Annotated in this window: 20 protein-coding genes; 6 read left to right on the top strand and 14 right to left on the bottom strand. The window is 59.9% G+C overall.

Features of this window, described 5'->3' with window-relative positions; genetic code table 11:
• Window positions 1–63: 63 nt before the first annotated feature.
• The 10 genes from ACN0SY_RS09815 to uxaC all read right to left on the bottom strand — a co-directional run bounded on the left by ACN0SY_RS09815 (window position 64) and on the right by uxaC (window position 10348).
• Window positions 64–1074, bottom strand: coding sequence for a BMP family protein (locus ACN0SY_RS09815; RefSeq protein ID WP_417686787.1), 1011 nt, complete (start codon window positions 1072–1074; stop codon window positions 64–66).
• Between the two features lie 475 nt (window positions 1075–1549).
• Complete coding sequence (gene uxuA, locus ACN0SY_RS09810; RefSeq protein WP_417686785.1) at window positions 1550–2734, bottom strand: mannonate dehydratase; 1185 nt, start codon at window positions 2732–2734, stop codon at window positions 1550–1552.
• Window positions 2731–4194, bottom strand: a complete 1464-nt coding sequence (locus tag ACN0SY_RS09805; protein ID WP_417686783.1) for a mannitol dehydrogenase family protein — start codon at window positions 4192–4194, stop codon at window positions 2731–2733. The genes uxuA and ACN0SY_RS09805 overlap by 4 nt, the downstream gene beginning before the upstream one ends.
• Entirely contained in the window at window positions 4166–4894 is a 729-nt protein-coding gene (gene kduD, locus ACN0SY_RS09800; protein ID WP_417686781.1) for a 2-dehydro-3-deoxy-D-gluconate 5-dehydrogenase KduD, read from the bottom strand. The genes ACN0SY_RS09805 and kduD overlap by 29 nt, the downstream gene beginning before the upstream one ends.
• Window positions 4891–5715, bottom strand: coding sequence for a 5-dehydro-4-deoxy-D-glucuronate isomerase (gene kduI / locus ACN0SY_RS09795; RefSeq protein WP_417686780.1), 825 nt, complete (start codon window positions 5713–5715; stop codon window positions 4891–4893). The genes kduD and kduI overlap by 4 nt, the downstream gene beginning before the upstream one ends.
• 23 nt (window positions 5716–5738) lie before the next feature.
• Window positions 5739–6056, bottom strand: coding sequence for a cupin domain-containing protein (locus ACN0SY_RS09790; protein WP_417686778.1), 318 nt, complete (start codon window positions 6054–6056; stop codon window positions 5739–5741).
• Window positions 6057–6066: 10 nt separating this feature from the next.
• Window positions 6067–7347 carry a TRAP transporter large permease gene (locus ACN0SY_RS09785; RefSeq protein ID WP_417686776.1) on the bottom strand — a complete coding sequence of 427 codons (1281 nt, stop codon included), beginning with the start codon at window positions 7345–7347 and terminating at the stop codon, window positions 6067–6069.
• 3 nt (window positions 7348–7350) lie between these two features.
• Window positions 7351–7863 carry a TRAP transporter small permease gene (locus tag ACN0SY_RS09780; RefSeq protein WP_417687202.1) on the bottom strand — a complete coding sequence of 171 codons (513 nt, stop codon included), beginning with the start codon at window positions 7861–7863 and terminating at the stop codon, window positions 7351–7353.
• Window positions 7864–7933: 70 nt separating this feature from the next.
• Window positions 7934–8914 (bottom strand): TRAP transporter substrate-binding protein, encoded by a 981-nt coding sequence (locus ACN0SY_RS09775; protein ID WP_417686775.1) that lies wholly within the window; start codon window positions 8912–8914, stop codon window positions 7934–7936.
• Between the two features lie 27 nt (window positions 8915–8941).
• Entirely contained in the window at window positions 8942–10348 is a 1407-nt protein-coding gene (uxaC, locus tag ACN0SY_RS09770; RefSeq protein ID WP_417686773.1) for a glucuronate isomerase, read from the bottom strand.
• 95 nt (window positions 10349–10443) lie between these two features.
• Between uxaC and ACN0SY_RS09765 the strand changes: the two genes are divergently transcribed.
• From ACN0SY_RS09765 to ACN0SY_RS09740, 6 genes are all read left to right on the top strand, one after another.
• Complete coding sequence (locus ACN0SY_RS09765; RefSeq protein WP_417686771.1) at window positions 10444–11154, top strand: GntR family transcriptional regulator; 711 nt, start codon at window positions 10444–10446, stop codon at window positions 11152–11154.
• The gene (locus ACN0SY_RS09760) at window positions 11144–12052 is read left to right on the top strand and encodes a sugar kinase (RefSeq protein ID WP_417686769.1); all 909 of its coding nucleotides are present in this window, start codon (window positions 11144–11146) and stop codon (window positions 12050–12052) included. Before ACN0SY_RS09765 ends, ACN0SY_RS09760 begins: the two co-directional genes overlap by 11 nt.
• Before the next feature lie 78 nt (window positions 12053–12130).
• Entirely contained in the window at window positions 12131–13141 is a 1011-nt protein-coding gene (locus ACN0SY_RS09755; RefSeq protein WP_417686767.1) for an SDR family NAD(P)-dependent oxidoreductase, read from the top strand.
• 88 nt (window positions 13142–13229) lie between these two features.
• Window positions 13230–14177 carry a LysR family transcriptional regulator gene (locus ACN0SY_RS09750; protein WP_417686765.1) on the top strand — a complete coding sequence of 316 codons (948 nt, stop codon included), beginning with the start codon at window positions 13230–13232 and terminating at the stop codon, window positions 14175–14177.
• Window positions 14174–15346, top strand: coding sequence for an acetylornithine deacetylase (gene argE / locus ACN0SY_RS09745; protein ID WP_417686763.1), 1173 nt, complete (start codon window positions 14174–14176; stop codon window positions 15344–15346). Before ACN0SY_RS09750 ends, argE begins: the two co-directional genes overlap by 4 nt.
• Before the next feature lie 165 nt (window positions 15347–15511).
• Window positions 15512–16693, top strand: coding sequence for an acetyl-CoA C-acyltransferase family protein (locus ACN0SY_RS09740; RefSeq protein ID WP_417686762.1), 1182 nt, complete (start codon window positions 15512–15514; stop codon window positions 16691–16693).
• A gap of 84 nt (window positions 16694–16777) precedes the next feature.
• On the opposite strand, the gene ACN0SY_RS09735 is transcribed toward ACN0SY_RS09740, so the two are convergent.
• From ACN0SY_RS09735 to ACN0SY_RS09720, 4 genes are read right to left on the bottom strand one after another with little or no spacing between them, the layout of a single operon-like run.
• Entirely contained in the window at window positions 16778–17617 is an 840-nt protein-coding gene (locus ACN0SY_RS09735; protein ID WP_417686760.1) for an SMP-30/gluconolactonase/LRE family protein, read from the bottom strand.
• Window positions 17617–18228, bottom strand: coding sequence for a 2-dehydro-3-deoxy-6-phosphogalactonate aldolase (locus ACN0SY_RS09730; RefSeq protein WP_417686758.1), 612 nt, complete (start codon window positions 18226–18228; stop codon window positions 17617–17619). The genes ACN0SY_RS09735 and ACN0SY_RS09730 overlap by 1 nt, the downstream gene beginning before the upstream one ends.
• Window positions 18225–19148: a 2-dehydro-3-deoxygalactonokinase gene (locus ACN0SY_RS09725; RefSeq protein ID WP_417686756.1), complete on the bottom strand. Its 924-nt coding sequence runs from the start codon at window positions 19146–19148 to the stop codon at window positions 18225–18227. The genes ACN0SY_RS09730 and ACN0SY_RS09725 overlap by 4 nt, the downstream gene beginning before the upstream one ends.
• Complete coding sequence (locus ACN0SY_RS09720; RefSeq protein ID WP_417686755.1) at window positions 19145–19909, bottom strand: SDR family NAD(P)-dependent oxidoreductase; 765 nt, start codon at window positions 19907–19909, stop codon at window positions 19145–19147. Before ACN0SY_RS09720 ends, ACN0SY_RS09725 begins: the two co-directional genes overlap by 4 nt.
• Window positions 19910–19956: the final 47 nt, after the last annotated feature.

The raw sequence follows: 19956 nt of genomic DNA, 5'->3' as shown, positions 1-19956 counted from the left end.
GGTCTTGACAGGTTTACTCAGGCGGTGGGGTGAAGACGGGCCGGTGGCCCGCCTTCATTCGCATTACATCGTCGACTTCGGTTCGCCGTCGTTGACGTTGACGCGGAACAGGCCGTCGAGGATTTCCTGTTCCTTTTCCTTGGCGGCGGCAAGAGCTTCGGCCGGGGCAAGGCTTTCATCAGCGACAAAGGAACCGCCGCCATAGCTCATGAAGCTGTAGGAGCCATAGTCGGCCGGCTCAAAGCTGTCGGTTGCGACGGCTTCGATCGCCTTGTCGATTGTCGGTTCCATGTGCCACAGGGCGGAGGCCAGGATCGTGCCTGGATAGTCGGCGGCCGTGTCGATCACGTTGCCGATGGCGAGAATGCCCTTCTCCTTGGCTGCGTCCGAAACGCCGAAGCGCTCGGCGTAGAGAAGGTCGGCGCCCTTGTCGATCATGGCAAAGGCAGCTTCCTTGGCCTTGGGCGGATCGTACCAGGAGTTGATGAAGGTCACGAGGAACTTCACGTCCGGATTGACGGCGAGGGCACCTTCCATGAAGGCGTTCATCAGGCGGTTCACTTCCGGAATGGCGTAGCCGCCGACCATGCCGATCACGTTCGACTTGGTGGCTGCACCCGCGATCATGCCCGTCAGGTAGGACGGCTCATGGATCCAGTTGTCGAAGACCGAGAAGTTCGGCTTTGCAGGGCCAAAGGACGACCCCATCAGGAAGGCCGTTTCCGGATATTCTGCGGCAACCTTGCGGGCTGCGCGCTCGACCGCGAAGGCTTCACCGACGACGAGATCCATGCCCTGTTCGGCATATTCGCGCATGACGCGCTCGTAGTCCGTGTTGGCGACGTTCTCGGAGAAGGTATAGGTGATGTCGCCGCGCGCTTCGGCTGCCTTCAGCGCCTTGTTGATGCGGCTGACCCATTGCTGCTCGACCGGCACCGTGTAGATGGCGGCGACTTTGAGTGGCTTGTCCTTTGCGATGGCGGCAGGCTGGCCGAGGCCAAGTGTTGCCGAGACGGCGATTGCGGCAGACAGGAAGGTCCGCCGAGACCACGAAAACGTTTTTGTCAGAGCCATTGGGACCCCCTGGAAGATTGTAAGAAACCCGGAGAGTTGATCATAAAATCAGCACGCCCACAATCGGTGCGCTGCCTATTGGATGCTGATTATTTGACCAGATGGACAAGGAGCTGGGCGCGAAGATCAGTTGGTTCAATTCACGGTTGGATCGCGAGCAGTGTACTTGTCAGGGTGTCTGCAGCGCTGTGCGCCCTGCCTGCCTATTTAAGCCTGCATATTTGTTTATAAGAATTTGAAATTAAAACTGATTTTAGGCCTATGGCGTATTCGGCCGCGTCCGCTCGAAAGCTTGGCAGTGGGCCGGAGCCAAGGAAACAAGCACCGGAAACGCGCACAGAATTTGTGCAAATGCGTTTCCGGTGAGGTAGCGGGGCGCTCGGAAAAAACCCGCCGGGAGCCTTTGGGCCGGCATGCTTTCTCCTTGAAAAAGCGGACGCCGGCCGATCGCTGTTCGACTGTCAGAGCAACGGCTCTAGGCGACTTTTCGGGGTCCGGTCAGTCCCGCGATGACGCCGCGCAGCTCCGCCAATCCTCTCATGCGACCGATGAGCGGGTAGCCGGGATGGGCGCCGCGTTCCGCGTCGTTCAGAAGGTCATGGCCGTGGTCGGGCCGGAACGTGATCTGCGCATCTGAGCGTCCGTCCGATAGGCGGCGGGTTTCCTCGTCCAGCAATGCCGAGATCAGGTCGACCATGTCGGTGTCGCCGCCGAGATGGGCTGCTTCCTCGAATGAGCCGTCCGGATCCTTCCTCACGTTGCGCAGATGGGCAAAGTGGATCTTGTCCGCAAAGCGCCGCGCGATGGCAGGAACATCGTTCGCAGGATTTGCTCCAAGGGAACCGGAGCAAAGGGTCAGACCGTTGGCAGGACTTTCATGAGCGTTCAGAATCCAGCCGATGTCATCGCCGCTGGAGACGATACGCGGCAGACCGAGTATGTCGCGGGGCGGATCATCCGGGTGAACTCCGAAGGACAGGCCGAGATCCTCAGCTGCCGGGATGACCTCGTCCAGAAAACGTTTGTAGTTCGCCCGCAGCTCGTCTCTTCCGATGCCTTCGTATGCCTTCAAGGCTTCCTTGAGGCCGGCGGCGTCATAGCGATCATAGGCGCCAGGAAGGCCCGCCATTACCGCATGGATCAGTCGGTCGCGATCTTCCCCAGTCGATTGCTCGAACCAGATCTTTGCGGCCTCGACCACCTCGGGGAGGTAGTCGTCTGCCGCTTCAGGACGATCGATCATGAACAGTTCGAGCGCTGCCATTTTCTGGGCAGAGAACCGCAGGCAGCTTCCGCCGCGTGCGACGGGCGCCGCCAGATCCGTTCTGGTCCAGTCGAGCAGGGGCATGAAGTTATAGCAGATGACCTTGATGCCTTCGGCGGCAAGGTTCGCCATCGACGCGCGGTAGTTGGCGAAGAGGCCGGAGAGATCGCCGTCGCCGCGCTTGATCCGTTCGTGGATCGGCAGGCTTTCGACAATCGTCCAGTCGAAGCAAGCGGCACTGATCTTCTGGCGGACTGCCTTGATCGTATCGCGCTGCCAGACCTCGCCGTAGGGAACCTCATGAAGGGCAGTAATGATATCCGTCGCGCCGGTCTGAGCGATCTCGGCGAGGGAAATCTTGTCGAAGCTGCCGTACCAGCGCCAGCCTTCCTTCATCCCAGATCCTCCAGAACTGTACGCACGCCATCGGCCTGCAGCACGATGTAGGCGGCCTCGACATCGAGCCTTATTGCCTTTGCCAACTCGGGCTCGAAGATCTGCTCCACCGACAACAGCGCTGCAACCTTTTCGCCCGGGGTGGCTCCGGATGCAGACAAGCTGCGCAGTTCGTCAGCGAGCGGGTCGCGAACATCAATGGGAGCGCCGGCCAGGTCGGTACCGCTCACATAGATCATCCAGGCAGCAATTGCTGTCTCAAGGCTCGGGCAATGGCGTCCGGCCGCGAGATTGTCGCGGAGCGTGCCGAGAATGCGCTGCGGCAGTTTCTGGCTTCCGTCCATGGCGATCTGCCAGGTCCGGTGACGGATTGCTGGGTTCGAATAACGCTGGAAAAGGGCGTCCGCATAGGCGTTCAGATCGACTCCATCCGGAGCAGAAAAGGACGGGATGATCTCCCGCTTCCACAGCGCCTTGACGTAGTCTGCGAACACTGAGTCCGCGACCGTGTCGGCGATGGTTTCATGACCGGCCAGATAACCGAGGTAGGCGAGGGATGAGTGGGTGCCGTTGAGCATGCGCAGCTTCATGTGCTCGTAGGCAGTCACGTCCTTGACCAGTTCGACACCGACCTTTCCGAGGTCTGGGCGCGCGTTGTCGCCATAGGCGGTAACAAAGTCGTCCTCGATCACCCATTGGCGGAACGGTTCGTGCAACACGGGCGCTTCGTCGAGGTTGCCGGTTTTTTCGGCCAGTGCCTCCACGTCTTCCGGTTTCGTGGCCGGCACGATGCGGTCGACCATGGTGCTCGGGAAGCGTCCCTCAGCCTCGATCCATTCCGCGAGCGCAGGATCGACGGCACGGGCAAAATCAAGCACCAGGCCACGAACGAGCCGTCCGTTCTCGGGAAGGTTGTCGCAGGTCAGCACAGTGAAAGGCGGAAGTCCCGCGTCCCGGCGACGCTGCAGGGCACGAACGAGGAAGCCGGGCGCAGAGAGCGGAAGATCTTCCGAAAGGTCGTGGCGGATGTCAGGGTGGTCCAGGTTGAGCCGCCCGGATGCCGGGTCGTGGCAGTAGCCCTTCTCGGTCACCGTGAGCGTGACGATCCGGATATCGGGGTTGGCCATGGCCTCGAGCACGGCCGACGGATCTTCCCGGGCGACGAGAACGTCGCGAAGGATCTCGACCTGGCGGAGGGTCTCACCTTCCGGACCAAGTTCCTGGGCCGTGTAGACGAAGTCCTGTGGAGCCAGTTGGTCGCGCATGCGTGGGCTCTGCAGGCTGACGCCGATGATGCCCCAATCGCCACCTGAAAGAGCTTCCGCCTCCTCGATGTAAATGGCACCAAATGCACGGAAGAAGGCGCCAAGTCCGAGATGAACGATCCCGGCCTTGGACATGTTCGGATTTTGACGCTTCAGGCGCGGCAAATCAGCGGGCAAGCCAGCCTCCATCGACATTGAGAACGGCGCCGTGGATGTATTTTGCCGCTGGGGAGGCAAGGAAGACCGCCGTCTCGCCGATGTCCGAGGCTTCGCCCCAACGGCCTGCCGGTATCCGTTCCAGGATCTGGCGATTGCGGACTTCGTCGTTGCGCAGGGCTTCCGTATTGTTGGTGGCGATATAGCCTGGGGCAATCGCGTTGACGTTGATCCCCTTGGCGGCCCACTCATTTGCGAGCAGCTTCGTGATGCCCGCAACGCCATGCTTGGATGCGGTGTAGGACGGAACGCGAATGCCGCCCTGGAATGACAGGAGCGAGGCGATGTTTACGATCTTGCCTTCGCCGCCGCGCTCAAGGACTGCCTTGCCGAATGCCTGGCAGGTGAAGAACACGGCCTTGAGATTCACATCGACCACGTCGTCCCAGTCGGCTTCACTGAAGTCCGTCGCATCTGAGCGGCGGATGATGCCGGCATTGTTGACCAGGATGTCGATCTTGCGGGACGAGAATACGTCCCGTGCCGCCATCGGGTCGGCGAAGTCGAGTTGCACTTCGCTTCCGTTCTCGATTGAGGCCAGCGTCTCCGAGCACGAGCGGCGCGCGGCGCAGATCACCTCCGCACCGGCGTTCCCCATGGCGATCGCGATGGCCTGACCGATACCCGTATTGGCACCGGTGACCAGTGCAGTCTTTCCCTCCAGGGAAAACGGGTTCATCGAAGGTCCTCCATGGCGACCATGTCCATATCGGTGAAATCGACGTTGTCACCGGCCATGGCCCAGCAGAAGGTGTAGGCACCGGTGCCAGCACCGCAGTGGATCGACCACGGCGGGGAGATGACGGCATCTTCGTTCTTCATGACGAGGTGACGGGTTTCTTCCGGCTTGCCCATGAAGTGGAACACGCGCTGTTCCGGGCCGAGATCGAAATAGAGATAGGCTTCCATTCGGCGGTCGTGAACATGTGCGGGCATGGTGTTCCAGACGGAGCCCGGAGCAAACTGGGTATAGCCCATGAGCAACTGACAGCTTTCGGCGACTTCCGGGTGGAGGAACTGCAAAATGACGCGCTCGTTCGAGGTCTCGGCGGAGCCAAGTTCAACACGGCGTGCGTCCTTGACCGTGATCAGTTTGGTCGGGCAGGTGCGGTGGGCCGGAGCGGACAGAACATAGAAACGGGCATTGCCGGAGAGCTGGACCGGGCCTGCGCCCATGCCGATATAGAGAACGTCGCCCTTGTTGACGGTGTAGTCGGTGCCGGCAACGGAAACCGTGCCGGTTTCGCCGATGTTCAGGATGCCCATTTCGCGCCGGTCGAGGATCGACGGCGTGCCGCATTCGGGAACGTGATCGAGTGTCAGGGTGCCTTTTCCGGGGGCCGCTCCGCCGAGGATAAGGCGATCGTAGTGAGAGTAGACCAGGCGGATTTCGCCTTCGACGAACAGACCGTCAGCATGGAAATGCGAACGCAGGCCCTGTGTGTCGAGTCCCTTCGCGGTTTCCGGATCGATTGCGTAACGGGTTTCAACGGTCAGCATGGAATGCTCCTTTCAGGAGAAAATCAGAGAAAGTCGTCGCGGCGCGGTGTGAAAGTGTCGACGAGGGTGCCGGGGTCCAGGCACTCGCAGCCGTGCATCGCTTGTGAGGGGATGACGAAGCTGTCGCCGGGGCCGACCTCGAAGGACGCTCCAGCGACTGTGAAACGGAACTTGCCGCTCTCGACATAGGTCGACTGGATATGGGGGTGGTTGTGCAGCTTGCCCTCAGCGCCTTGCACCTTGAAGCGGAAGGCAACGACCATGAGTTCCGGACTGTCAGACAGGACCTGGCGTGTCACTCCGGCATCCGCCTCGACTTCGGGGTAGGTTTTCACGAACATTTTCTGGTCCTTAGCGGAAGAGTGCCGGGAGCCACAGGGACAGCGCGGGGATGTAGGTGACAAGCAGCAGGGTAAAGATGGCCGCGCCGTAGAACGGCCAGATGGTCTTGATCGCGTCCCAGACCGATATCCTGCCGACGGCACAGCCGACGAAGAGAACGGTTCCCACCGGCGGTGTGCAAAGGCCGATGCCGAGGTTCAGGATCAGGATGACCCCGAAGTGCACGGGATCGACGCCGAAGGCGCTGGCGACCGGAAGGAAGATCGGGGTCGTGATCACGATGAGCGGCGACATGTCCATGAAGGTACCGAGCGCAAGAAGGACCACGTTGATCAGGAGCAGGATGACCAGCGGGTTGTCCGAAAGTGCCTTCAGCATCGTGACAAGCTCTGCGGGAATCCGCAGGAAGGCGAGAAGCCAACCGAAGGAGGCCGCGCAGCCGATCACGAGCAGCACCATCGCCGTTGTGCGTACAGCAGCCTTGGTGGCGGCAACGAACTCGGGCCAACGCATGGTCCGATAGGCAAGGGTCGTGACGAGGATCGCATAGACAGCTGCGATACAGGAGCTTTCGGAGGCAGTGAAAACGCCGGAGCGGACACCGCCGAAGATGATTCCGATCAGCAAAAGACCCGGAACAGCGTTGAAGAACAGGATGCCGAGGGCCTGCCAGCCGGGGAATTTTTCCGTCGGATAGCCATCGCGCTTTGCGATGAACCAGGCAGTGACCATCAGGGAACCCGCCAGAAGCAGTCCGGGAATGATGCCGGCGGTGAAGAGATCGGCAATCGACAGACGGCCGCCCGCGGCGATCGAGTAGATGATCATGTTGTGCGACGGTGGAAGCATCAGGGCGATAATCGAGGACATCACCGTGATGTTGACGCCGTACTCGATCGAATACCCCTTCTTTTCCATCTGCGGGATCATCAGGCCGCCGATGGCCGTTGCATCTGCAGCCGCAGAGCCGGAGATGCCGCCGAAGAGGACGGAAGCGGCGATGTTGACCTGGCCGAGGCCACCCCGCATCTGTCCGACCGCGGCGCCGGCCAAGGCGACAAGCCTTCGGGCGATGTCGCCACGGACCATCAGTTCACCGGCGAAGATGAAGAAGGGGATTGCCATCAGCGCGAAGACCGAGACGCCGGAGTTCAGGCGCTGGAAAACGATCATGGGCGGTAGGCCCATGTAGAGCACGGTGGCAAGGGACGCTGCGCCCAGACAGAAGGCTACAGGCGTGCCGATGAGCAGGAGAACCGAGAAGGTTCCGAAGAGGACGAGAGGTTCCATTTTTTACGCCTCTTCAGGTTCGCTCTCGCCGAAGCGGGCGGTATGCAGTCCGGCTGCGCGTCGGGCAAGCCGTTCAAGTGAAAACAGGGTGAGGAGGCATCCGCCGGCCACGAGGGGCAGGAAGTCGACTGCACCGGAAATTCCGAGGGAGGGAAGTTTTACATCCCAAGCGGAGATCGCGAGTTCGGAACCGAACCAGGCCATGCCGATGCCGAAAGCAGTCACGACAATATCGGACAGCGAATAGAGCCAGAGCTTTGCCGATTGCGGCAGGAAATAAAGAAGCACGTCGAAGCTCAGGTGGTAGCCTTCCCGGATGCCGACCGCGGCTCCGAGGAAGATGAACCAGCCCATGAGAATGACGGATGCCGGTTCGCTCCAGACCAGGCTGTCGTTCATGACGTAACGCATGAAGACCTGGGCAGAGATGAAGACGGTCATGAGGATCAGCCCGGCTCCGGCGAGCCAAAGCGCGGCTTTTGCGACCTGGCCAAGGACCAGGGCGACTGATTTCATCAGGTTTTGCACGGCGATGTCCTGGGGCATGTGAGCCCCGCGGCGACAGGCGCCGCGGGGTTTGAAAGCATCAGTCGGTTGCGCGAATGCGTGCAACGAGATCCTTCAGCTTGTCGGACGTAACGTGCTTTTCGTAGACGCTGTCCATAGCTGCCATGAACGGAGCCTTGTCGATTTCGGTCACGACTTCGACACCGGCGGCACGCACCTTTTCTTCAGAAGCCTTTTCACGTGCCTGCCAGAGGTCACGCATGACCGGGACGGAGTCCTTGGCTGCCTGGCGAACGGCGGCCTGGTCGTCGGCGGAAAGCTTGTCCCAGGATTCCTTGGACATGACGAGGACTTCCGGAACGATCAGGTGTTCGTCCAGCGTGTAGTAGCCGGCGACTTCGAAGTGACCGGAGGATTCATAGGACGGCCAGTTGTTTTCAGCACCATCGATGACGCCGGTCTGGATCGAGGAGTAGACCTCGCCATAGGGCATCGGGGTCGCGTTGGCGCCCAGGGCGGACATCATGTCGACGAAGATGTCGGACTGCATGACGCGTACCTTCATTCCGGCCAGGTCGTCGATCGACTTGATCGGCTTGACCTTGTTGTAGAAGCTGCGCGAGCCGCCGTCGAAGAAGGCAAGGCCGACATACCCATGAGGTTCGAATGCCTTCAGGATGTCTTCGCCGACCGGGCCGTCCATGACGCGGTGCATGTGGTCAACGCCCTTGAAGACGTAGGGCAGGGAAACAACCTTGGTTTCTTCGACCAGGTTGTTGAACGGACCCATGGAAACGCGGTTCAGGTCGATCACGCCGAACTTGGTCTGTTCGATGGTGTCCTTTTCCTGACCGAGCTGAGCGGAGTGGAAGACCTCGACACAGAGGCGGCCACCGGTGCGTTCCTCGAGCAGCTTGCCCATGTGCTTGACGGCCTCAACGGTCGGATAGCCGTCCGGATGGGTGTCCGAGGATTTCAGCGTGACTTCACATGCCATCGATGTCGTTGCGAGCGCTACACTTGCGAGCAATGCGGACGCGAGCGTCTTTACAAGTTTCATGTCTATTCCTCCCATTAGGATGGCTCTTCAGAGCCGGTAGGCCTGCTTGGCAAGCCGGTAGCTGAGGTCGTGAGCGACCTCAAAAGCCTCGTCTTCAGCCAGTCGTCCAGTTGCGACCAACGTTGCGAGATAGGCACAATCCACACGCCGGGCCACATCGTGCCGGGCGGGGATCGAACAGAATGCGCGCGTGTCGTCGTTGAAGCCGACGGTGTTGTAGAACCCGGCCGTCTCGGTCGTCATTTCACGGAAACGGCGCATGCCCTCAGGGCTGTCGTAGAACCACCAGGCCGGTCCCAGTTTCAGGGCCGGATAGGCCCCGGCCAAAGGTGCAAGTTCGCGGGCGTATGCGGTTTCATCGAGTGTGAACAGGATGATGTTCAGGTCCCGTTCCATACCGACAGCATCGAGCAGTGGTTTCAGGGCGCGCACATAGTCGGTTCGGGTCGGTATGTCGAAGCCCTTGTCGCGGCCGAATGCCTTCATCACCGGACCGCTGTGATTGCGGTAGCTGCCCGGATGGATCTGGAGCACGAGCCCGTCCTCAAGACTCATGCGCGCCATTTCGGTCAGCATGTGGCCGCGGAACGCGTCTGCCTCGTCAGGGGAACAGTTTCCCGTGAGAGCCTTCTGGAACAGTGCTGCGGCTTCTGCCTGTGGGAGGTTCTCGGTGCGCGCGGTCGCGTGGCCGTGGTCGGAAGAGGTTGCTCCGAATTCCTTGAAGTAGGCGCGGCGTTTGCGATGGGCGTTCAAGTACCCGACCCAGGATGAAGTGTCCTCGCCGGTGATCTCGCCGAGTTTCTCGACGTTGGCAGCAAAGCCCTCGAACTCGGGATCGATGACGCTGTCCGGGCGATAGGCGGTCACCACGGTGCCATTCCAGTCGCTGTCTCGGATCATGCGATGCCATTTGAGATCGTCCAGAGCGGCTTCCGTGGTTGCGATCGCTTCGATGTTGAAACGATCGAAGAGCGCGCGCGGACGAAATTCCGGCCTGCCGAGACAGCCGGCGATGTGATCGTAGGCTTCATCCGCGGTTTCGGCCGATATGCGCTTCGTCCAGCCGAAGACATGCTCAAATGAATGATCCAGCCACATGCGTGACGGGGTTGCCCGGAACAGGTGGTAATTCTCGGCGAAGATGCGCCAGATCTTGCGTCCGTCGGTTTCGGTCCAGCCGCCGTCGACACGCGGGATTCCCATACTTTCCAGAGAGTGCCCCTGGGAGCAAAGCATCCGGAAGACATAGTGGTCAGGAACGATGAACAGCTGGGCAGGATCAGGAAAGGCTTCATTTTCAGCAAACCAGCGCGGGTCTGTGTGACCATGCGGGCTGATGATCGGCAGATCCTTCACGGTGCCGTAGAGCGCCTGTGCAATTCCACGGGTCTTTTCATCCGCTGGCAGAAGCCTGTTCGGATCGAGTTGTCCCACGCTATCCTCCCGAATTGCCCCAGGAAAACTGGGGCTTCCAATAAAGCTAGTTTGGTAATATGCTAGTATGCATGACGAGTCAACGGAGAGAAATAATGCCGGGATCGAGCCCGTTGAGGGTGCTGGAGCCACTCAACCGCCCATCGGTTGCAGACACCGTATTCGAAGAGTTGCACCAGCAGATCCTGTCCCTGGAGTTGCCGCCCGGAACCAAGATGTCGGAAGCCGATGTCGCCAAGGCGCTGGGTGTTTCACGCCAGCCAGTGCGCGATGCGTTCTACCGGCTGTCCAAGATCGGATTTCTTCTGATCAGGCCACAGCGCGCGACCACCGTCTCACAGATTTCCGAAGAGGCGGTTTTCCAGGCTCGCTTCGTGCGAAGCGCCATTGAGGCCGAGACCGTGAGAGCTGCGTGCGAAAAACTCACGAGCGAGGATCACAAGGCACTCGAAGACATCCTTGACCTTCAGCGTCAGGCCGTCGAAGCAAAGGAGCCGATCCGGTTCCATGCTCTCGACGATCAGTTTCACCGGGAAATCTGCCAGCGCTCCGGCCTCGATTTCGCGTGGGACATCATTCGGGAAAACAAGGCTCACATGGACCGGGTTCGATATCTGTCCCTGTCCTTTGCTTCGCAGCATGCCTACGACGACCATCTGAAAGTGATGGAGGCCATCAAGGCCCGCGACAGTGCGACGGCGATGGCGCTCATGCATCTCCATCTGTCACGTATCAAGGAGCAGATCCCGCGCATCCGGGCCAATTATTCCGAATTCTTCGCTGGAGCTGCTGACAGTGAGAAATAGATTTGTCTCCATCGGCGAATGCATGGTGGAGATGGCGCCGACCGGTGAGGGCACCTACAGGATGGGCTTTGCCGGTGATACGCTCAACACCGCCTGGTATGTCCGCAAACTGCTGCCTGCGAATTGGACGGTTTCGTATGTGACCGGTGTCGGAGTGGACTCCATATCGGACCGCATGCTTGATTTTTTCAGGTCCGCGCAGATCGATACCAGCGATGTCCTGCGTTCACCGGGAAAGACCGTCGGGCTCTACATGATCCAGTTGGATGACGGCGAGCGAAGCTTTTCCTATTGGCGTTCGGATTCTGCTGCGCGTCAGATTGCGGCTGATGCGCAAGCACTCGCCGAAAGTCTGGCTGGTGCCGAGATGATCTATTTCTCCGGGATCAGTCTTGCGATCCTGCCGCAGACCGACCGCAGACCGTTTCTGCAGGCGCTTGCGAACGCTCGCTCGCAAGGTTCCACCATCGCCTTTGATCCAAATCTCCGCCCCCGGCTTTGGGAGACAACAACGGAAATGTGCGAGGCCATCACGGAGGCTGCGCAGGTCAGCAATATCGTGTTGCCGTCTTACGAGGATGAAGCGGTCCATTTCGGTGACGAGACACCTCTTGCAACCGCAAACCGGTACGCGGCTGGCGGTGCGAGACTGGTGATCGTGAAAAACGGGCCGGAGGATCTGATCTCACTGGCGGAGGGCATCGTATCGACTCATGCGGCAGTCCCGGCGGCAGATGTCGTTGATACGACCGCAGCCGGGGACAGTTTCAATGCCGGTTTTCTTTCCGCGTACCTGCAAGGGGGAGATCTGCAGGGCGCCGTCCAATCCGGCAACCGGATCGCATCCGCGGTGATCGGTGCGCGCGGCGCACTGGTCGATGTCGTGGCGAAAGTGTAGTGCGGGCCGGAGCGTCATTGTATTGACCTGATCGGCGGGGTATGCATCCGGCACGGATATTTTAAGGTGTCGGGTGACATGAAGACTGCATTGGTGACCGGATCAGCTGGCTTTATCGGTTATTTCCTCTGCAAGCGGCTTCTGGACGACGGCTTCCGGGTGATCGGTCTGGACGCTCTGACCGATTACTATGACGTGAAGCTGAAGGAACGGCGCCAGCAGATGCTGATGCAGAACCAGCATTTCGTCGCCGTCAATGACCGTGTCGAAGCTCCGGATCTGCTGATGCAGCTGTTCGCGCGCGAAACGCCCGACGTCGTCATTCATCTCGCGGCCCAGGCGGGCGTTCGCTATTCGATCGAGAACCCGCGCTCATACCTTGAGAGCAATATCTGCGGCACGTTCGAACTCCTGGAGGCTGCCCGGGCGCATCCGCCGCAGCATATGCTTCTGGCATCGACATCTTCCGCCTATGGCGCGAACACGCAGATGCCCTACACCGAGACCGACAAGGCCGATCACCAGATGTCCTTCTACGCTGCGACGAAGAAGGCGACCGAAAACATGGCGCATTCCTATGCGCATCTGTTCGGACTTCCGATAACGATGTTCCGCTTCTTCACGGTCTACGGACCCTGGGGACGGCCGGACATGGCCTTGTTCAAGTTCACCAAGGCAATCCTCGAGAACAAGCCCATCGACGTCTACAATTACGGAGATATGAAACGGGACTTCACCTATGTTGAGGATCTCGTCGAGGGCATCAGGCTGTTGATTGATGCGGTGCCGGTGCGGCCGGAGGACGGTGTCGTCGAGGAAGGGGACAGCCTTTCACCGGTTGCCCCCTGGCGTGTCGTGAACATCGGCAACTCCCAGAGCGTTCAGCTGACGGCTTATATCGAAGCAATCGAGGAAGCGGTCGGGCGCAAGGCAGAGAGAAATCTCATGCCCATGCAGGCAGGCGACGTTCCTGCGACCTGGGCGAACGCCGATCTCCTCCAGAAACTGACAGGCTACCGGCCCAAGACCGACGTGACGACCGGGGTTGCCAAGTTCGTTTCCTGGTACCGGGACTACTACGCGGTCTGATCGGTCGCCTGCCTGATTTTGAATAATATTTACGCCAAATTGCCCTAAATATGCGTATTGCTCATCCTTGATGAACCTGCGATGACCTATGTCGTGTGCAGGTGGCCGGAAAGACCGAGCAGTGCGACAGAATTGGCATTCCATTCGTGAATACGAATCCTTGAGAGCGATGATTGTCGCAGGCACCACTACAGCCGCGGCAAAGCAGCTCGGGATCTCGCAATCCGCGGTAAGCCGATCTATTGCCAATCTCGAGGCGAGGATCGGGAGCACGCTCTTCATTCGAAGCGGTGGACGACTGGAGCCGACCGCAGAGGCCCTACGGCTGAACGAGGCTCTCGACCCGATCTTCACGGCGTTATCCTCGATCGACCAGCGCGCGAGCGTCAGTTCGGTCAAGCCCCAGCTCCGTATCGGCGCGCCACCGACCATTGCACATCGCTTCCTGCATTCACGCATGAGTTCCTTCATGCGCCTGCAACCGGACTTCGAGGTGTTTTTCGACGTCTGTGATTCCGATTCCCTGATCCGGAACGTGGCGGACGAACGCTATGACCTTGCGATTGCGGATTTCACGACGCGCCAGCCCGGCGTCAAGCAGTTGCCGTTTCGCCGCTCCCGTCTCGTTTGCCTGGTTCCCGAGGGCTCTCCCTTGTGCAGCAAGAACGTCATTTCGCCCCATGACCTTGTCGATCACCCGGTGATTGCGTCAGTCAAACGCCATTCGTTGCGGGCATCAATCGACCGGATGTTTGCCAAGGCCGGGGTTCGGCCCAATATCGTTGCGGAGACGGCGACAACGGTCACCGCTCTTGAGTTCGTGCGCGCGGGAATTGGTGTTGGTTTCGTCAATCCGTTTCCGATTGCTGACGAGGTCGGTGACGGTGTGGTGATCAAACCGGTCTCTGACGAGATTGAATTCCGGACCTGCTTTCTTTTGCCGGCAGGCCAAGCCCAAAGTTCCGGTGCACGTGCCCTGATGCGGCATATCCGAACCTCGATCAGAAGCGATGTCTGGTCAGAAGCGATAACATGACAGAACAACACGACAGCAAGCAGTTCACAACAGCGGGGATCCTTGCCGATCTCGTGTCGTTCGATACGTCCAGCGGCAACAGCAATCTTGCTGCGATCGACTATATCGAAGCGTTCCTGACCCGCTGTGGCGTTGCCTCAGTGCGTTATCCGGATGAGACGGGCACCAAGGCCAATATCGTCGCAATCATCGGGCCCAAGGATGTGGCAGGCTATATTCTATCGGGCCACACCGACGTCGTTCCCGTTACCGGTCAGGATTGGACCAGCGATCCCTTTGTTCTGCGCGACGAAGGAAGCCGTCTCTATGGGCGAGGGACATGCGACATGAAGGGCTTTGTGGCCTGTTGCCTTGCAAAGGTTCCCGAGATGTTGAACGCAGACCTGAAGGTCCCGCTGCACCTGGTGTTCTCTTATGACGAGGAGATTGGCTGCATCGGCGTACGAAAGGTGGTTTCCGACATGGCCGGATGGGGCGTGCGCCCGAGAGGCTGCTTCGTCGGAGAGCCCACGAACATGGAGGTCGTGATCGGTCACAAGGCCAAGCGCAGTCTTCGTGTAACGGTCAGTGGAAAGTCCGGACACTCATCGCTTGCACCCCAGTTTGTGAACGCGGTCGAATATGCTGCCGAGCTGATCGTGAAGATCCGCCAGATCGGCGGGCGACTGGCCCAGGGGTTGCGTGATGACCTTTACGACATGCCGGTAACAACGGCTCACGTCGGACGCATCTCTGGTGGCACACAGCTCAATATCGTTCCCGGGCAATGCTCCTTCGACTTCGAATTCAGGGCTCTTCCTGAAGAGGATATCGACGCATTGGTCGATGAGGTGAAAGCCTATGCGAAGGACGTACTTGAGCCGCAGATGCAGGCAGTAGATCCCGATTGCGGTTTCAGTTTTCATCTGATTTCCGGAATTCCGGGTCTTGCCACGAATGCTGACGAAGAGATTGTCGCCTTCGCAAAACACCTGGTCGGACGCAATGGCCACTCCAAGGTGGCCTATGGCACGGAAGCAGGCCTGTTCCGCGAAGATGCCGGGGTGCCAACAGTGGTTTGCGGGCCGGGGTCGATCGAACAGGCGCACAAGGCTGACGAGTTCATCGAGAAAAGCGAACTGGCCGCTTGTGAGGCGTTTCTCTCCAAACTCATCGCCCATTGTTCCTGAGGTGCTTCGTCCCGAAGCGGACTGTCCACGGACTTTGGTCTAGCTCCCGTTTGGTAAGGTCTATCCAAGCCGGATCGGACTTTGCTACCACTTCCGTGAAGAAGATGGAGGATCCGGCACGTCACGATCACTGTCGCGGCCGGTTGCAGATTTAAGGACACGACCATGACAAGACGCGTCGTCATCGCATCTGGTGTGCGCACGGCAATCGGGGATTTCGGTGGATCATTGGCAGGTGTCTCTCCCTGTGATCTCGGTGCCATGGTTGCCCGCGAGGCGATCTCCCGCGCGGGCTGCGAGGGGACTGACATTGGCCAGACCGTTTTCGGCAATGTCATCCATACCGCGCCCGAAGACATGTATCTGAGCCGCGTTGCCGCCATGCGCGCCGGTGTGCCGGAAACCTCTCCGGCCCTGACGCTCAACCGCCTTTGCGGGTCCGGGTTGCAGGCCGTCGTGACAGCGACGGAGCAGGTCTTGCTCGGCAACTGTGACATTGCCCTGGCGGGCGGCGCAGAAAGCATGAGCCGGTCCGGTCATCTGGTTTCTTCGGTCCGGTTCGGCCAGAAGATGGGGGACGTCTCGGCTGTCGACATGATGCTGGGCGCGCTGAATGATCCGTTCGGCAACGGCCATATGGGCATTACAGCGGAAAACGTGGCCGAGCGAAACGGTATCGATCGTGACGCACAGGATGCCTTTGCCGTCGAATCTCATCGCCGCGCTGCGGCTGCCATCGATGCAGGCTATTTCAAGGATCAGATCCTGCCGGTCACGGTCCGCAAGGGCCGGGCAGAAGTCGCGTTCGACACGGATGAACACGTGCGGCCGGGCGTGACGATGGACGACATGGCCAAGCTGCGCCCCGCGTTCCGCAAGGACGGTAGCGTGACCGCCGGCAACGCCAGTGGAATCAATGACGGTGCAGCTGCCGTGGTACTGATGGAAGAGGGCATCGCCTCAGAGCGTGGCGCAAAGCCTCTGGCGCGGATTGTTTCCTACGGTCTTGGTGGTGTCGCACCGGAAGTCATGGGCCTTGGTCCGGTTCCCGCAACACGTCAGGCGCTCGAGCGTGCCGGCCTGTCTGCCTCGGATCTCGACGTCATTGAATCAAACGAGGCTTTTGCCGCCCAGGCCTGTGCGGTTTCGCAAAATCTCGGCCTTCCAGCGGAGAAGGTCAATCCGAACGGCGGGGCCGTGGCGCTGGGCCATCCGGTTGGTGCGTCCGGTACGATCATCCTGGTCAAGCTGATCTATGAATTGCAGCGCACCGGCGGGCGGTATGGTCTTGCTACCATGTGCATTGGCGGCGGCCAGGGGATCGCCGTGATCGTCGAGCGGATGTAAGCGCAAAGCTGCATCAACAAATGGAATGGCCGGGAACATCAATGCCCGGCCATTTTTTATTTTCGGTTGCGACCCGGCGGCCGATCAGACCAGAACCTGATGTTCCGCTTGACCGTGTGCCGTGGTTTGGGCCGTGTAGGTCAGGCCTTGCGCGTTGCCGGTCAAATTGACAGCTGCCGTCGTCGCAAACAGGGTGGCGAAGTCGTCGCCACCGAACGCTGGGCAGGACACCTGCTCGGCGTCGAAACGTATTTCGTCGAGAAAGCGGCCATCGGGCGCGTAGCGGGCGATGCGATGCGAGCCCCATTGCGCATTCCAGAAATTGCCGTCTCGGTCGACAACTGCGCCGTCGGGATTGATGCCCTCCGCGGATAAGTCGAGGAAGATCTTGCGCTCACCTGCCGGCCAGCCGTCTCCATCGAGCTCAACGCTCCAGATCGTCTGCACGTCTGTGTCGGCGAAATAGGCGGTCTTGCCGTCAGGAGCGAAGCAGATAGCGTTGGAGATGGTGATATCGGGAAAGAGCTGACGAAGCTCGCCCTTGTAGTAACGGTAGATCGAACCTGCACCTTGTTCCGCTTCCTTGCCCATGGTGCCGATCCAGAATCCGCCTCGCGGATCGGCTCTTCCATCGTTTGAACGGGTCGCCGGGTTGTCCGCCTCAAGGTCACAGATCTTACGCTGGGCGCCTGTCGTGACATCGAACTCGAAAAGCCTGCTTTCGCTGGCGATCAGAAGCCGGTCAGTGTCGATCCAACCGGCCGCGGAGACATGCTCTTCGAACTGCCACTCAAGTTCCTGGTCACCGACCCGGCTCAACAGTTTCATGCCGATGATATCGAACCAGAACAGCTGTTTGCGCAGCGGGTGCCAGAGCGGGCCTTCGCCCAGTTGGCATCTGCGATTGTCATAAATTTCTGACACTATGCTTCCTCCCGTCCGCGATCATAGGCGGCGACGATTTCCCTCGCGTTCTTGCTCACTTCTGCGAGTGTCATGCCCGGCTTGTAGAGCGCGGTTCCGATGCCGAAGCCGGTAATGCCTGCGGTAATCCACTCGCCGAAATTGTCAGCTCCAGCGCCGCCGACTGCGTAGGTCTCGGTATTCGCTGGCAGAACGGCCTTGATGGCCTTCAGGCCGGAAGGGCCGATCAGCGATGCCGGAAAAAGCTTGAGCCCGTCTGCGCCGTTGCGCAGCGCCGTGAAGCATTCGCTCGGTGTCATGACGCCTGGGTAGGACGCCATGCCGAGGGACTTGGTTGTCTGGATGACCTCCGGGTTGCAGTCGGGCGAGACGACGAGCTTTCCTCCCGCCGAGTGGACTGCCTTTGCGTCGTTCGGTGTCAGAACCGTGCCTGCCCCGATATCGGCGGCGTCTCCGAAAGCCCGTACCATCGCCTCTATGCTCTTGAGCGGCTCGGGAGAATTCAGAGGTACCTCGATCCGGGTGATGCCGGCATCGATCAGGCCCGCCGTGATGTCGCGGGCCTCGGCCGGTGTGATTCCGCGTAGAATAGCGATCAGCGGACGTGTCATCTGGTTTTGTCCTTCAGTTGCGCATAGGCCATGCGCAGTCCGGTGAGTGTTGCATCGTCTGCGGGAACCTTCACGCCGGACATGCCTATGGTGTTCAGAGCGTCTGCATAGATGTCGGAGAGCCGGTCCGCACCAAGGATCGACACCGGTTTAGCTGCCGGTTCGGGCAGCTGCAGCGCGGCAAGCTCAGCGCCGATTAGAAGGCCCGAGAGGCGTGAGTAGGCGGCGACCGGAGCCAGGCCGCTCAAGAGCCCCTTGGCGCGAACGCCGAACAGAGATCTCGTCAGACTTGCAGGTGAGACGAAGCTCTCGCTCACGGCTTCGCGGAATGCCGTTTGATCTATCGGGCCTGCCTCCAGACCATGCCGCAACACCGACCTGGATGAGAGAAGCTCGAAGAGTTCACCTGTCATGATGGTCGAAAACGACACGACCTTTCCATCTTCGAGCCGCGCCCATTTCGTATGGGTTCCCGGCAGGCAAAGCAGACCCCTGTAGTCCGGGCGTGTCGAGAGGAAACCAGCGATCTGGGTTTCCTCGCCGCGCATGACATCCTCCGGTTCTTCCTGCTTCATGCCCGGAAGAATATAAACGGAGAGCCGCTTGTCGCGGACCGGCACCTCAACGGCTTGGGAAATGTCCGCGGGTGCAGACGGGACGGAAACGTAGGGGGCCTCGACCCAGCCCTGACGCGCACCAGCCATGCCGCAAACGATAACCGGAAGGGTTCGATCGTCGGTAAGCGCATCGTCGACCAGTTCGACAAGGGCCGGCTCAAACTCTGAGGGATTCAGCGACCCCATGCCTTTGGCTGAGCTGCGTGCTTCGACGATGGTGTCGTCTGGCCCCATCAGCCACAGACGCAGGTTGGTCGTGCCCCAGTCGGCAGCGATCCATTCGACTAGCGAGGCGATTGTCATCCTGTCACCACGACACCCGCATCAACGACCAGGGCCTGACCTGTCATCATGCGGCTGGAGCTGGAAGCTAGGAAAAGGGCAGGGTCTACGATGTCTTTGGGTGTGATTTCGTCCTTCAGGCATTGGCGGTCGATATGGGCGGCGAGCGCCTCGGGGGTGACCCACATGTCCTTCTGCTTCTGGGTCAGGACCCAACCAGGGGCCAGGGAATTGACGCGAATCCTGTCCGGACCGAATTCGCGCGCCAGGCTGCGGGTCATCCCGTTGATGCCGGAATTGGCTGTCGTGTATCCGACGAACCCGGCGCCGCCCATCATGTAGGAAATGGAAGAGAAGTTGATGATCGAACCACCGCCGGCCTCACGCATTCCCGGGATGACATGCTGGCAGGCGAAGAAATAAGGCTTCAGGTTTATCGACTGGCACCAGTCCCAATAGTCTTCCGTCACGTCTTCGGCGGCGTGCCGCTGGTCGTTGGCGGCGTTGTTGACGAGAACCGAGATGGGGCCGTTGGCTTCGGCCGCCTGGTCCATTGCGCGCTTGAGCGACGGGATGTCGGTGATGTCACAGGGCCGGAACAGTGGCCGCCTGCCATGACGGCTTTCCATTTCGTCGCAAAAGGCTTTGGCATCCGAACGCTGGACAAATGCAACCTTCGCGCCTTGAGCGAGAAAACCGTCGGTCAGTGCCGCTCCAATTCCAGATCCACCACCAGTGATGAAGACCGACCGGTCCTTCAGGTCGGGAAAAATCGCTGTCATGTGGTGTCCCCTTGTCGATGTCCGGCGTGCAGCTACGGCGCACTTCA

The organism is Roseibium sp. (genome assembly GCF_048261595.1).
GTDB lineage: Bacteria > Pseudomonadota > Alphaproteobacteria > Rhizobiales > Stappiaceae > Roseibium.
The sequence above is the reverse complement of the archived record's forward strand: the minus strand, read 5'-3'. Positions and strand labels throughout refer to the sequence as shown.

Bases quoted from the DNA above. Each gene is read 5' to 3' on its own strand.
- ACN0SY_RS09815 (WP_417686787.1), bottom strand. From the start codon at position 1,074: ATGGCTCTGACAAAAACGTTTTCGTGGTCTCGGCGGACCTTCCTGTCT.
- uxuA (WP_417686785.1), bottom strand. From the start codon at position 2,734: ATGAAGGAAGGCTGGCGCTGGTACGGCAGCTTCGACAAGATTTCCCTC.
- ACN0SY_RS09805 (WP_417686783.1), bottom strand. From the start codon at position 4,194: ATGTCGATGGAGGCTGGCTTGCCCGCTGATTTGCCGCGCCTGAAGCGT.
- kduD (WP_417686781.1), bottom strand. From the start codon at position 4,894: ATGAACCCGTTTTCCCTGGAGGGAAAGACTGCACTGGTCACCGGTGCC.
- kduI (WP_417686780.1), bottom strand. From the start codon at position 5,715: ATGCTGACCGTTGAAACCCGTTACGCAATCGATCCGGAAACCGCGAAG.
- ACN0SY_RS09790 (WP_417686778.1), bottom strand. From the start codon at position 6,056: ATGTTCGTGAAAACCTACCCCGAAGTCGAGGCGGATGCCGGAGTGACA.
- ACN0SY_RS09785 (WP_417686776.1), bottom strand. From the start codon at position 7,347: ATGGAACCTCTCGTCCTCTTCGGAACCTTCTCGGTTCTCCTGCTCATC.
- ACN0SY_RS09780 (WP_417687202.1), bottom strand. From the start codon at position 7,863: ATGAAATCAGTCGCCCTGGTCCTTGGCCAGGTCGCAAAAGCCGCGCTT.
- ACN0SY_RS09775 (WP_417686775.1), bottom strand. From the start codon at position 8,914: ATGAAACTTGTAAAGACGCTCGCGTCCGCATTGCTCGCAAGTGTAGCG.
- ACN0SY_RS09765 (WP_417686771.1), top strand. From the start codon at position 10,444: ATGCCGGGATCGAGCCCGTTGAGGGTGCTGGAGCCACTCAACCGCCCA.
- ACN0SY_RS09755 (WP_417686767.1), top strand. From the start codon at position 12,131: ATGAAGACTGCATTGGTGACCGGATCAGCTGGCTTTATCGGTTATTTC.
- ACN0SY_RS09750 (WP_417686765.1), top strand. From the start codon at position 13,230: ATGTCGTGTGCAGGTGGCCGGAAAGACCGAGCAGTGCGACAGAATTGG.
- argE (WP_417686763.1), top strand. From the start codon at position 14,174: ATGACAGAACAACACGACAGCAAGCAGTTCACAACAGCGGGGATCCTT.
- ACN0SY_RS09740 (WP_417686762.1), top strand. From the start codon at position 15,512: ATGACAAGACGCGTCGTCATCGCATCTGGTGTGCGCACGGCAATCGGG.
- ACN0SY_RS09730 (WP_417686758.1), bottom strand. From the start codon at position 18,228: ATGACACGTCCGCTGATCGCTATTCTACGCGGAATCACACCGGCCGAG.
- ACN0SY_RS09725 (WP_417686756.1), bottom strand. From the start codon at position 19,148: ATGACAATCGCCTCGCTAGTCGAATGGATCGCTGCCGACTGGGGCACG.
- ACN0SY_RS09720 (WP_417686755.1), bottom strand. From the start codon at position 19,909: ATGACAGCGATTTTTCCCGACCTGAAGGACCGGTCGGTCTTCATCACT.